10 protein-coding genes are annotated in these 12940 nt (G+C 74.9%); 2 read left to right on the top strand and 8 right to left on the bottom strand.

Annotated features, from left to right (window positions below):
* Positions 1–26: 26 nt before the first annotated feature.
* The 8 genes from GNZ18_RS06155 to GNZ18_RS06120 are packed head-to-tail and all read right to left on the bottom strand — an operon-like array spanning position 27 to position 8824.
* Positions 27–776 carry a tryptophan 2,3-dioxygenase family protein gene (locus GNZ18_RS06155; RefSeq protein ID WP_156215173.1) on the bottom strand — a complete coding sequence of 250 codons (750 nt, stop codon included), beginning with the start codon at positions 774–776 and terminating at the stop codon, positions 27–29.
* The gene (locus GNZ18_RS06150) at positions 776–1642 is read right to left on the bottom strand and encodes a TauD/TfdA dioxygenase family protein (RefSeq protein ID WP_156215171.1); all 867 of its coding nucleotides are present in this window, start codon (positions 1640–1642) and stop codon (positions 776–778) included. Before GNZ18_RS06150 ends, GNZ18_RS06155 begins: the two co-directional genes overlap by 1 nt.
* A gap of 39 nt (positions 1643–1681) precedes the next feature.
* On the bottom strand, positions 1682–2959 hold the full coding sequence (locus GNZ18_RS06145) for an FAD-dependent oxidoreductase (protein WP_156215169.1): 1278 nt from the start codon (positions 2957–2959) through the stop codon (positions 1682–1684).
* On the bottom strand, positions 2956–4674 hold the full coding sequence (locus tag GNZ18_RS06140) for a prenyltransferase/squalene oxidase repeat-containing protein (protein ID WP_216651176.1): 1719 nt from the start codon (positions 4672–4674) through the stop codon (positions 2956–2958). Before GNZ18_RS06140 ends, GNZ18_RS06145 begins: the two co-directional genes overlap by 4 nt.
* Positions 4675–4693: 19 nt before the next feature.
* A complete protein-coding gene (locus GNZ18_RS06135) occupies positions 4694–5719 on the bottom strand; it encodes a UbiA family prenyltransferase (RefSeq protein ID WP_156215167.1) in 1026 nt (341 codons plus the stop codon).
* Positions 5720–6754, bottom strand: a complete 1035-nt coding sequence (locus GNZ18_RS06130) for a polyprenyl synthetase family protein (RefSeq protein WP_156215165.1) — start codon at positions 6752–6754, stop codon at positions 5720–5722.
* Positions 6751–7587 (bottom strand): fumarylacetoacetate hydrolase family protein, encoded by an 837-nt coding sequence (locus tag GNZ18_RS06125; protein ID WP_156215163.1) that lies wholly within the window; start codon positions 7585–7587, stop codon positions 6751–6753. Before GNZ18_RS06125 ends, GNZ18_RS06130 begins: the two co-directional genes overlap by 4 nt.
* A 58-nt stretch (positions 7588–7645) precedes the next feature.
* Entirely contained in the window at positions 7646–8824 is a 1179-nt protein-coding gene (locus tag GNZ18_RS06120) for a cytochrome P450 (protein ID WP_156215161.1), read from the bottom strand.
* 334 nt (positions 8825–9158) lie between these two features.
* Between GNZ18_RS06120 and GNZ18_RS06115 the strand changes: the two genes are divergently transcribed.
* Positions 9159–11630 carry a class I SAM-dependent methyltransferase gene (locus GNZ18_RS06115; protein ID WP_216651175.1) on the top strand — a complete coding sequence of 824 codons (2472 nt, stop codon included), beginning with the start codon at positions 9159–9161 and terminating at the stop codon, positions 11628–11630.
* A 98-nt stretch (positions 11631–11728) separates the two neighbouring features.
* A complete protein-coding gene (locus GNZ18_RS06110) occupies positions 11729–12934 on the top strand; it encodes a cytochrome P450 (protein ID WP_156215157.1) in 1206 nt (401 codons plus the stop codon).
* Positions 12935–12940: the final 6 nt, after the last annotated feature.

The following is a 12940-nucleotide window of genomic DNA, read 5'->3' as shown; positions in this document are numbered from 1 at the left end:
CTTCGGCGGATCGGTGAAGCGCCGGGTCATACCCGCGCCCGCAGTTCCCACAGCTCGGGGTAGAAGCGCTTGGCGGTGGTGGCGTGCAGATAGTCCACCCCGGCGGAGCCGCCGGTGCCGCGCCGCCGCCCGATGAGGCGCTCCACCATGGGGACGTGCCGGGACCGCCAGAGCCCGAAGCCCTCGTCGTGCTCGATCATCGCCTCGGCCAGCGCGACCAGCCCGTCGCCGGGCACCTCCGCGCGGTACAGCTCCACCAGGTCGGGATCGCCCCGCCGCAGGCGCAGCCACCGGAACTCGTCCCCCAGGGACGGCTCGCTCAGCCGGCGTTCCAGCCGGGCCCGCTCGGGCCCCGACATGCGGGTCGTGGCCAGGTAGCCGGGGTCCTTCAGCCCGGAGCGGAACTCGATCTCGCGGAACTGGACCGACTGGAGGCCGCTGGAGCTCGCCAGCGTCCCGCGCAGCACCGCGAAGCCCCCCGGGCTGATCGTCTCCAGCGTGGCGACCTGCGCGACGAGGATCTCCTCCACCGCGCGGACGCGCCGCAGGCAGTACACCGCGCGCGGGACGTCGTCGGCCGCCACCGCCGCGACGGCCGCGTCCAGCTCATAGAGGATGATCTTGAATTGCAGCTCGTACACCTGGTGCACGGTGAAGAAGAAGTGCGCGTCGTGCGCCTTCTCCGACTCCCGTTGCAGGGACAGCAGCGTGTCCAGCCGCAGGAAGTCCCCGTAGCGGGGTTCCGGGGACGCCGGCTCCGCCGGCGCCCGCGCCATCAGTAGGGCTCCTTCGCGTTCACGCGGAAGGGCGCGTAGCGCTCGCCCGGCCGGGGCTGGAAGTGGTCCCACCGGGGCGGGTCGCCGCTCGGGCTGTCGCCGAGGACGACGACGCGCAGGCCCGTCCGGCGCTCGGCGTAGTCGTCGACGGCGTAGTGCTGCGTGGCCCGGTTGTCCCAGATCGCCACGTCCCCGTCCCGCCACCGGTGGCGGCAGGTGAACTCCGGCGCGGTGGAGAACTCGTAGAGGAACTGGAGGAGCGCGTCGCTCTCGTTGCGGCTGAGCTGCGCGATGTGCGAGGTGTGGGCCCGGTTGACGAACAGCGACCGCCGGCCGGTCTCCGGATGCACGCGGACGACGGGGTGCTCCGCCCTGCTGTCCAGCCCCGGGATGTGGATGGCGTGGATCGCGGTGAGGCCGTCGAGCAGCCCGCGCAGCGGCGCCGACAGCGCCTCGTAGGCCAGGTACTGGTTCGACCACATCGTGTCACCGCCCGTCCCGGGGCTGCGCACGATCTGCAGGACGGACCCGATCGGCGGGTTCGGCGAGTAGGTCATGTCGGTGTGCCAGATGGGGATCTTGCCGTCCTGCTCGGAGTCGATGATCTGGATCTCCGGGTGGCCCTCCAGGTGCGGCAGGTAGGGGTGGACCTCCAGCTCCCCGAACCGGCGGCCGAACGCGACGCGCGACTCGGGCGGCCAGTCGTGCTGGTCCCGGATGAAGACCACCAGATATCTCAGCAGCAGGCGGCGCAGCTCCGCGAACTCCGTATCGGTGATCTCCGCGAGCCGCACGCCGTGGATCTCGGCGCCCAGCGCGCCCGACAGCGGCCGGACGTCGAACGCCGTCGTGGCTGACTCCGCCATCTCGCAACACTTCCGTTCTGTCGTCGGTGCATCCGTGGTTCACTCCGGCGCGAGCGAGGGCGCTCCCCGGCGGTCGGGCAGGACGCCGAGCTGGAAGAGCCGGTCCAGCGTCCCGAGCCGGCGCATGCCGAGGCCCGACATGTTGTAGGTCGTCAGGTAGCGGAGCCGCGCGCTCCTCGCCGTGCTGTGCAGCAGCCTCCGGCCGAGCAGCCGGCCGCCGCGCGAGGTGGAGGTCATCATGCGCGCGGCGTTGTGGCTCATCGCGTGGACGTCGCCGATCCTGCGCATCCGCCCGTCCTCGTAGCCGCGCAGCGCGGCGTCCACCGCCGCGCCGTCCTCGACGTCGACGCCGGAGAGCCGGGCGGCGAGCGCGTGCGCGTCGCCGATGGCGGTGTTCATCCCCTGCGCGGCCAGCGGGTGGACGCTGTGCGCGGCCTCGCCGATCAGCGCGATGCCCGGCCGCACCAGCGACGGCACCACGTACCGCCAGACCTTCAGGAGCTGGCGGCGGTCCAGGCCGTCGAGCATCGCGGGCGCGAGCGGGCCGAGCGCGGGCACCTGGCCGACGAGACCGGCGACCCACTCCCGCAGCCGGTCGGCCCCCATCCCGCGCAGCTCGTCGGCCGCCACCTGGACGTAGAGGCGCGTCGCCCCGTCGGGCAGCGCGTAGACCATGACCAGTCCGCGCCCGGTCACGTAGGCGGACACCTCGTCGGGGACCGGCGGCGCGCACGGCAGCTCGAAGGTCAGCAGCCGGTGGTCGTAGGCGAGCGGCTCCGCCGTGATCCCCGACAGCCTGCGCAGCCGCGAGGACATGCCGTCCGCCGCCACGACGAGCCGCGCGCCGATCTCCCGCGCGGCGCCGTCCTCGATGGTCCGCACCCCGGTGACGCGCCCGGCGGGGTCCCGGACGACGTCGTCCACCAGGACGCCGCGCCGCCACCGCACCGTCCGACCGAGCGACTCCCCGAGGCAGTCCAGGATCGTCGTGTAGTAGTGGGAGAGCATCCACGGCCGCGCGCCGCCGAGCGCCCCGAAGTCCATGGCCAGCAGTTCGGCGCCGTCCGGTTCGCGGGCGACGAGCCGGTCGATGCGGGCCGCCCCCCTGGCCTCCAGGACGCGCAGCACGTCCCAGCCCTCCAGGATGTCCAGCGAGCCGGGCTGGAGCACCTCGCCCTTCGCGATCGGCGGCTGGCTGCGCTTCTTGTCGAGCAGGATCACCTCCAGCCCGAGCCCGCCGAGCGCGTTGGCCGCCGCCAGGCCCGCGACGCCCGATCCGCAGATCACGACGTCGGCGTCCGGGTGCCGCGCCGTCATGGCGCCCCCTGTTCTTCGAGCGGGCTGCCCGCCGCCGCGTCCCGGTAGCTCCCGAGCGCCTTGAGGGCGAGGCCGTTCACGATCAGACCGTCCACGTAGTAGGCGAGGTCGCGGATGTGCATGCAGACCGGGCTCGGTTCCCACAGGCCGTCGCCGCGCTGGGCGGCGACGATCCACTCGGCCGCGCGCCGGAGCCGGGGGTCGTCCGCCGGGACGCCGCAGGCGAGCAGGCCCCGCAGGGCCCACGCGGTCTCCTCGACGGTCCCCGCCGAGGCGTCGTCGCCGGGGACGCCGGTCTCGCCGGGGCCCCACGACCCGTCCGCGAGCTGGGCGTCCAACAGGGCCTCGCGGGCGCGCGTCGCGGCCGGGTGGCCGGTGAGCCCGGCGCGGCCGAACGCGACGAGCGCCATGGACGTCCCCGGGGTGAGGCCGCGGTACCAGAGCGCCTCGTAGGCGCCGTCGGCGCGCTGGGCGGCGAGCAGCCATTCCAGCGCCTTGGCGATCCTCGGGTCCTGTCGGGACACGCCGCCGTCGAGGAGCACCTCCACGGACTGCGCGGTGACATAGGGGCAGGGGCCGTCGTTCGCGAGCGTCGTGTCGGGGACGAAGGTCCCCCACGAGCCCGCGCGGTCCTGCCGCGACTCCAGCCAGCGCAGCCCGCGCCGCAGGCTCTCCTCCCCGTCACCCTCCCCGCCCGCCGCCACGAGGGCGGACAGCACGTTGGCGCTGTCGAGGATGTTCGGCCAGCCCCGGGGCCCCTCCCAGCCCCAGCCGCCGGGCGGCGCGTCGAAGATCGGGAACGCCTCGTCCTGCTGGCATCCGCGCAGCCACGCCCGCGCGCGGGCCAGCCGGGGGTCGGCGGCGAACCCGGCGTCGGCCAGGCCGCGCGCGACGTAGGAGCCGCCGATCAGGTCGAGCCCCTGCATGATGTGCCAGGAGCCGTCCCGGTGCACGTTCGACCGGAGGTAGCCGACGGTCGCGGAGACCAGCTCCTCCGGGGCGCCGGCGCGGCTCAGGCCGATGCACACCACCGAGACCAGCCAGTTGTCCCCGCCGTAGCCGCCGCGGTCGTTCTCGCCGCGCTCCACCTCCGCGAGCGCGCGGTACGCGGCGGGCACGGCCAGCCGGTGCAGCAGGCGCGCGAGGCCCTTCGGCGGGTCGTGGCGGGCCTGGACGAACGCCATCGCCACGAACGGCGCCACCCGGAACGACAGCCGGGGCCGCCAGAACCGCCGGGGCAGCATGAGCAGTTCGAGCGGGATGCGCCGCGACCCCTGGATGTCCCCGAGGCCCGCGAGCGTGAGGAACGTCGCGGCCATGTGGGCCATGCCGGGGTCGGTGAGCGAGCGCACGCCGCCGCGCCGGTCCAGCAGGTCCCGCGCCCGCCGCACCGGTTCCCGCGCCCCCCGCGGATCCAGCAGGTGCAGGGCCGACGCCGCGACCACGGTCGGCACGAACTGCGTGGGGGCCCGCGCGACCCCGCCCCAGCCGCCGTCGGCGTTCTGGGCCTCCACCAGCCAGCGGGCGCCGCGCTCGACCAGGTCGCGCGAGCGCTCGGGGTCGGCGAGGTGCAGGGCGACGACCGCGCCCGCCGTGCCCAGCACGGCGGTGGGCCGCCGGTTCGGCCACGACCCGTCCGGGCGCTGCGCCGCGAACAGGGCCTCGGCGGCCCGCGCGACCGAACGCTCGACTCGACTGCTCAGGGATGCGCGCACGGGGGCGTCCTCGCCTTCCTCACTTCGTACCGGTCAGTTCGGACGCGCCGCGCGTGGGCTCGGGGCCCCCGGAGGGGAACTCGTGCGCGGAGCGCATCGCACGCTGGGTGCCGAGGGTGACGGCGAGCATCGGCAGCAGGAGCGCCACCGCCGCCGGCAGGCCGAGGCCCGGCACGAGCAGCGCGCCCGCGAGCACGAGCCGTTCGACCACCAGCACCCCGTGCGAGCGCAGCGCGACGCGCGGCGGCGGGACGCGCCCGTTGGCGAAGAGCATCCTGAACGCGTGGCAGGCGAGCGCCACCGCGACGAGGAGCACGGGGAGCGGCGCCCACCGGTCGCCCGGCAGGAGCGGCAGCCCCGCGAGCACCGCCGCGACGGCCGCGCCGTAGAGCGCGACGGCGGTCCACGCCCCCGCCCGGACGCCGTGCCGGACGGCGAAGGTGGCGTAGCCGCCCTCGCGGTCCCCGGCGACGTCGCGCAGCGTCCCGACCAGGTTCGAGGCGGCGTCGTGCGCCGCGAACACCAGCACGAACGGGAGCAGCTCGACCGGCGGGGCGGAGGCGGCCGTCATCGCGCCGAACAGGAGCGCGGCGCCGGTGAGCGCGCCGCGCACCAGGTTGCCCCAGAGCCCCCGCGCCTTGAAGAAGCCGTTGTAGGCGACCGCGCCGCCGATGCCGCCCGCCAGGACCAGCACCGTCCGCCAGTTGACGCTCAGCGCGACCGCGCAGGCCCCCGCCGCGAGGACCGCCCCGCAGGCGAGCGCGGTCGCGGGCCGCATCCGCCCGGACGGGATCGGCCGCTGCGGCTTGTCGATCGCGTCGAGGTCGCGGTCGAGGTAGTCGCCCAGGTAGTGCGCCGCGACCCAGACCAGGGTCGGGACCAGCCACGCGACGACCGGCCCCGCCGTCTCCCGCCGGTCGCCGCCGGTGATCTCGCGGGTCAGCGTCGCGCCGGCCAGCCCCACCAGGCCGACGTACCAGAGGGTGTAGGGGCGCCACGTCCGCAGGTGGGCCGTGAGCGTCCTGCCGAGCCGGCGGCCGGGCATTCAGAACCGCCTCCGGGCCGCGTAGTCCGCGATCTCCGCCAGCGCGAGCACGCTCTCCCCGGCCGGGAGCGCCGCGAGGCGGTCCTTGGCCTGGCGGATCAGCCCGGCGGCGACCTCCCCGGCCGCCGCCCGCGCGCCCGTCGCCTCCAGCACCTCGCTCACGACGGCGTAGGACTTCTCCACCGGCTGGTCCTCGTGGAAGGCACGTTCCAGCCGCTCCCGGTCGGCGGCGGAGGCGCGCTGGTAGGCCAGCAGGATCGGCAGCGTGGGGCGGTGGTTGTGCAGGTCGCTCTCCTGCGGCTTGCCGATGAGCGCGAGCGGGCCGTCGAAGGCCAGCAGGTCGTCCCGGATCTGGAAGGCGACTCCGAGCCGGCTCCCGAACCCCCCCAGCGCGTCGATCCACTCCCGCGGGGCGCCGCCGAGGATCGCCCCCGCCCGGCAGGACGCCTCGAACAGCGCGCCCGTCTTCAGCCCGGCCATGGCCAGGTACCGCTCGACCCCGCAGTCCAGGTCGCCGACCAGCTCGGTCTCCATGAGCTGCCCTCGGCACACGCTCAGCCCGGCCTCGGCCGTGGTGTTCACGAGCGCGACGACGGCCTCCGCCGGGACGTCCTCGGGCGGCGCGTCCGTGAGGGCCGCGAAGGTCTCCAGCAGCAGCCCGTCCCCGGCGACGATGGCGGACGCGAGCCCGAAGGCCGCCTGGACGGAGGGACGCCCCCGGCGCATGTCGTCCTCGTCGATGATGTCGTCGTGCACCAGCGTCGAGACGTGCAGGTACTCCAGGGCGAGGGCCGGCCGGGCGAGGCCCTCGGGACGGCCGCCGACGCAGCGCGCCGACTCCAGCACCAGCAGCGGGCGGAGCATCTTGCCCGCCGGTACCAGGGCGTAGTGCGAGATGCGGTCCAGCAGGTTGCCGTCGCGGCCCTGCCAGAGCCGGAGCAGGTCGCGCTCCAGGAGGTCGCGGCCGTCCAGGAACCCGACCGGGTTCGGCCGGTCGGCCGCGCGTAAGTGTGCGCCTTCGTCGATCGCGCTCATGGTGTGGACCTTCCTTCTCGTTCGCTTCCGGCGGCGCCGGTCTCCCCGGCCGCGCCGGACGGCTCGCCGATGGTGTTGCACAGGGTGCCGACGCCCCCGATCGCCACCTCGACCCGGCCGCCGACGGGCAGCGGGCCGGAGCCTCCCGGGGTGCCGGTGAGGATCACGTCCCCGGGCAGCAGCGTCATGTGCTCGCTGACCAGGGCGACGACGTCGTGGACCGGGGTGAGGAGGTCGCGGGTGCTGCCGCGCTGGCGCAGCTCGCCGTCCACGCGGCAGGTGATCTCGGCGTCCGCCGCGTCCAGGTCCGTCGCCAGCCAGGGCCCGAGCGGGGTGCAGCCGTCGAAGTGCTTGGCCCACACCGGGTGCCCGCCCGGCCCGGCGCCGTCACGGGCGTAGGCGGTGATGTCGTTCGCGCAGGTGAAGCCCGCCACGACCGCCTCCGCCCGCCCCGGGGAGACCCTCTTGCAGCGCGTTCCGATCACGACGGCGAGTTCCGCCTCGTGCTTGAGCACCCAGGAGCGCCCCGGATGGCTGACGGGGGCCCAGGGCCCGACGAGCGAGGACGGCGGCTTCAGGACGACGGCCATGGAGGCGGAGTCCGCCGGACGCCCGGCCCCCGCCGCCCCCTCGGCCCGGTAGTTGAGCGCGACACAAACGATCTTGGTGGGTTCGGCGGGGGCCAGCACCCGCACCTCGCCGAGGGGCCGCGCGGGGCCGGGGCGCGGCACCCAGCGTCCGGCCCCCGGGTCGTACTCGACCGGGACGACGTGGTCGTGGTCGACGCGCCCGTATCCGCGCCGGCCGCCGTCGGCGTATCGGCAGACGAGCATGTGCGCTCCTTCCCTGCGGGTTCCCCGCGGCTTCCCCGCGGACCGGACGGGACGCGTCTCACCAGGTCACGGGCAGCTCCTCCAGGCGCAGCGTCACGTGGCCGCCGCGCCAGCGCAGGCTCTCCGGCGGCTCCGCCAGGTCCAGGCGCGGGAAGCGGCGCAGGAGCGTCGCGAACGCGGCCCGCAGCTCGGCCCGCGCCAGGGCGGCGCCGAGGCAGTGGTGCGCGCCGTGGCCGAACGCCAGGTGCGGGTTCGGCTCCCGCGCGATCTCGAAGCGGGCGGCGCAGGAAAAGGCGTCCTCGTCGCGGTTGGCGGCGTTGATGGAGATCTGGACGAGGTCGCCCGCGCGCACGAGCCGCCCGCCCAGCCGCACGTCCTCGGTGGCCTTCTGGACCCGGTTCAGGTCGATGACCGGCTGGAAGCGGAGCAGCTCCTCGATCGTCGAACCGAGCAGGCCGGGGTCGGCGCGCAGCCTCCCGAGCTGTTCGGGGTTCCGGAGGAGCCTGACCAGCCCGGCGCTGATCGCGGTCTGGGTCGTCTCCAGCCCGCCCGCGAGCAGGACGATCGCGAGCGAGATCAGCTCCTCGTGGCCGAGCCGCTCCTCCTCGTCGTGGGCCTGGACCAGCGTGCTCAGCAGGTCGGTGCCCGAGTCCGCGCCCGCGCGCCGCGCCCGGACCGCCCGGTCGATGTAGGCGCCCAGCTCGCGGCCCGCCGACTGGTCGAGCCCTTCCCCGCCCACGGCGGTGATGCGGTCGCACCAGTCGCCGAGCATCGCGTGGTCGGCGTGGGGGAAGCCGAGCAGCTCGCAGATGACGATGGACGGCAGCGGGGCGGCGAGGTGCCGCACCAGGTCGGCGGGCGGCCCCTGCTCCTCCATGGCGTCGAGCAGCCGGTCGGTCACCTCCTGGACGCGCGGGCGCATCGCCTCGACCCGCCGCACGGTGAACGCCCGCGACACCAGGCCGCGCAGCTCCAGGTGCGGGCGGCCGTCCATGTTCACCGTCCGCACCGGGCTCGCGCCGCCGCCGTCGCGCGGTTCCGAGAGATCGCGGGTGAAGGAGCCGCCCGCGAGCACCGTGCGGACGTCCTCGTGGCGGGTCACCAGCCAGGCGGTCCGGCCGTCGGGCAGGCGGACCCGGGGCAGGGGCCCCGGCCCGCGCGCCGCGTCGAACTCCGGGGGAAGCTCGCCCGCGTGATCGGCGGAACTCGGATAGTCGATGATGTGATCCGTAGGCATGATTCCGCAACAGTGCCGCAGATCCGTGCGCACGGGCCACCCCGACAAAGAGGGGGTGGCATCCGGGGGAACGCGTGCTAGCCGGCCAGGGCTAATAAAGCGGCGGAAGCGTAACACGCGTCTTTTGGAACGGCCACCCCGGCTAATCGGTAATGGCCCGCCCGAGCGGCTCCTGGCAATGTTGCTTTCGCGACGAGCGCCAGAATCAACCCATCCTGGAGATCTTCTGATGCTACATGACCCACCGGCAGTAGTCGTCGCCCCGGCCGGCTTAGGCGACCGCGCCCTCCGGGCGGAGGCGCGCCGTACCGCATTCCTTTTCCAGGACGGGGTGATGCTGGCTTCCGCCGTCGGGGCACTGGACGCGGCCGGCTTGCTCGACGGCGCGCCCGGCGGCCGGGGCGGCCTCCCCGACACCGGATACCTGCGCGCCCTCTGGCGCTGCCTGGCCGCCGCCGGTTGGATCGATCCCACCCCCGCCTGGACCGAACGGGGCCGGAACGCGCTCGCGCACCGTGCGCGCTATGTCGCCGGCCACCGCTTCCTGGCCCGCTTCGACGACAACGCGCCCGACTCCTGGGCCCGGCCCTGGGACGCCCCGACCGGGGCGGCCTTCGCCGAGGCGCTCGACGCGCACGAGAAGTGGCGCGCCACCGCCGACGCGGGCGCGCCGGGCACCGCCCACCTCGACGCCGCCCTCGCCGTCCCCGCGATCCTGACCCTGCGCGGGACGGGACGCCTCCACCGGCCCGAGGGGGACTTCGCCCGCCTCTTCCGGCTGCTCGGCTGGCTCGACCTCGACGGCGCGTGGACGCCGCGGGGCGGCGCGGCCCTCGACTTCGCCGACCACTGCGGCCTCATCGGCTCCTACCTGCCGATGCTGAGCCGCCTGGAACCGCTGCTGCGCGGCGAGCTGCTCGTCGCCCCGGGGGACGGCGAGTGGCACTGCCAGCGCCGGATCAACGTCGAGGCGAGCGCGGCGGCCCACCGGCGGTACTTCGCCGACGCCGACCCCGTCATCGAGGAGGTCTTCCGGCGCAGGTCGCGGCCCGTGTTCGTCGCCGACATGGGGTGCGGCGACGGGAGCTGGCTGGCCCACCTGCACGGCCTGCTCGGCGACGGCGTCCGCTACGTCGGCGTCGACGTCAGCCCGGTCGCGCTCGACCGCGCCCGCGCCGTGCTGCGGGCGGCCGGGGTGTCCGACCCGCTGCTGCTGCTCGGGGACGTCACCGACCCCGACGCGCTGGCGGGGATGCTCGCCCGGCACGGCCTCGCCATCGAGGACGGGCTGCACATCCGGTCGTTCATCGACCACGACCGCACCTATGTGGGCGGGGACCCCGGCGGCGGCGCGCCCGGCTGGTCCTCGGGCGCCTACGTCTCCCCGGCCGGCGCGCCGCTGAGCCCCGCGCAGGTCGAGTCGGACCTCGTCGCCCACCTCCGGCGCTGGGCGCCCCACGTCCGCGAGCACGGCCTGGTGGTGCTGGAGGCGCACGGCGTGGCGCCCCGGCTGGCCGCGCGCAACCCCGGGGCGCTGCACTCGGTGGCCCTGGACACCTACCACGCCCTGTCCCACCAGTACCTCGTGGAGCACTCCGCGTTCCTGCACTGCTGCCGCCTGGCGGGCCTGGAGCCCGTGGGCCACCTGGAGCGCCGCTACCCGAGCGACCGCCCCTTCGTCGCGGTGTCCCTCAACCACCTGGTGCCCGCCAGGCCGTTCCCCCGGCACGCGCCGGGCGAGCGCCGCGACACCTGGCGGCCGGACCCGGGCACGGACCTGACCGACGGCCGGGGCCTGCACGACCTGCTGTTCACCGGCGGCGACCTGGCCCGCCCCCGGGGCTGGTGCGCGGGGGCGACCGGGATCGTCGTGCGGCACGTGCTGGAGGCCGTGGAGGCCCGCGTCGGACGGGTGGGGCCGGGCGAGGCCGTCCGGGTGCTGGACTACGGCGCGGGGACCGGCCTGGCGTCCATCGAGCTGGTCAAGGCGTGCGCCGAGCGGGACGTCGCGGGCCGGCTGGCCGAGCGCGGCGCCTCGTTCGAGCTGCATCTCGTCGACATCCCGGGAAGCTGGTTCGCCCAGGGGTACGCGCTGCTGCGCGACCTCTCCTGGACGCGGTTCCACGCGCTGCGCGGCGCCGACGGCCGGTTCCGCCCGCTGCTCGACGTCACCGGCGGCCTGCGGATGGACGCCGTGCTCGCGAACATGGTCTTCCACCTGCTCGACGGCAAGGCGATGCGGAAGGCCGCGCCCTCGATCGCCGGGGTGCTGCGGCCGGGCGGCGTGCTCGCGTTCAGCGCGCCCGACCTCGCCGCGCCGACCGGCAGCTCCCTGCTGTTCCACGACGCCAACCGCCTGATGCGCCGGTACTGGCTCGCGGCCCTCGACGGCGCGCGCACGGACGGCCTCGCCCCCGTGCTGCGGGAGGCGGCGGCGAGCGCCCGCGAGGTGTCGCGCTCCAGCGCCCAGCGGCGCGCGGACCGCCGCATCCTGCCGACGCCCCGGCACATCGACGCGGTCGCCGCCGAGTTGGCCCCGTATTTCTCCGGGACCGCCGAACGGCGCACCTACGAGATTTTGGCCGAGGAATGCCTGATGACCGCGCTCGTCCCGGCCAACCAGCAGGAGTTCCTGGCGGAGATCCCCGACCGGGATCTGCGCGAGGGGGTGATCCGCCATCTCCTGCTCGACCGGGTGCTGCCCGAACTGATGGACGGCCCCGCCGGAACGGCGCGCGGGCTCAACCTGGAATGGAAGCTCGGCCGGTTCACACGGACGGCCCGTAGCACAACCACCGGCGAGTGACCATCCCCGCTAATCGCGGATTGTTGCCGAAATCGGCGTCCGGCAGAGTGGCTCCCAAGGCGAACAGGCATTTGAGGGGCCTCGGTAAGGAGAATTCCATGGCCGCAGAATCCGAGGTGCGCGACTATCCGTTCATCGGCGAGGCGACCGGCGTCGAGGTGGACCCGCTCTACGCCGAACTGCGCCGCGAGGAGCCGGTGTCGCGCATCCGGCTGCCCTACGGCGGCGAGGGCTGGCTCGTCACCCGCTACGAGGACACCAAGCAGGTGTTCGCGGACCCGAGGTTCAGCCGCGCCGCGACCGTGGGCCGCGAGGACGTGCCGAGGACCACGCCGGAACCGGCGGGCGGCGGCTTCCTGCTGAGCATGGACCCGCCGGAGCACAGCAGGGTGCGCAGGCTGGTCGCCAAGGCGTTCACCCACCGCAGGGTCGAGCGGCTGCGGCCGCGCGTCCAGGAGATCGTGGACGCGCGGCTGACCGCGATCGAGCGCTCCGGCCCGCCCGCCGACCTGGTGAGCCGCCTCGCGCTGCCGCTGCCGATCACCGTGATCTGCGAGATGCTCGGCGTCCCACCTCAGGACCAGGACCGGTTCCGCGACTTCTCCGACGCGATCCTGTCCACCACCGCCTACACGCGCGACGAGATCCTCGCCGTGCGCGACGCCCTGCTGACCTACCTCGCCGACATGGTCCGGCGGCGCCGCGAACACCCCGCCGACGACCTGCTCGGCGCGCTGGTGGCGGCCCGCGACGACGAGGACCGGCTGAGCGAGGAGGAGCTGGTCAACCTCGGCGTCGGGCTGCTGATCGCGGGCCACGGGACGACGGCCAACCAGATCTCCAACTTCACCTATGTGCTGCTCACCCGTCCGGGCAGTTGGGAGCTGCTGCGCGACAAGCCCGATCTGGTGCCCGGCGCGATCGAGGAGCTGCTGCGCTACGTCGAGTTCGGCACGGGCGGCTCGTTCGCCCGGATCGCCACCGAGGACGTCGAGGTCGGCGGCGTCCTGGTGCGGGCCGGGGAGGCGGTGTTCGTCAACGCCCAGGCAGCCAACCGGGACGGGACGGTCTTCGAGGACCCCGACGAGGTGGACCTCACCCGGGGGCGCAACCCGCACCTGACGTTCGGGCACGGCCTGCACCACTGCCTCGGCGCGCAGCTGGCCCGGCTGATCCTCCAGGTCGCGATCGGCTCGCTGCTGCGGCGCTTCCCGGCGCTGCGGCTGGCGGTCCCGGCCGAGGACGTGCCGTGGAAGACCGGCCTGCTGGTGCGCGGGCCGAACGCCCTCCCGGTGAGCTGGTGAGGGGGC

Origin of the sequence: Actinomadura litoris (genome assembly GCF_009733595.1) — a bacterium.
GTDB lineage: Bacteria > Actinomycetota > Actinomycetes > Streptosporangiales > Streptosporangiaceae > Spirillospora > Spirillospora litoris.
This window is presented reverse-complemented; position numbering and strand designations above follow the sequence as displayed.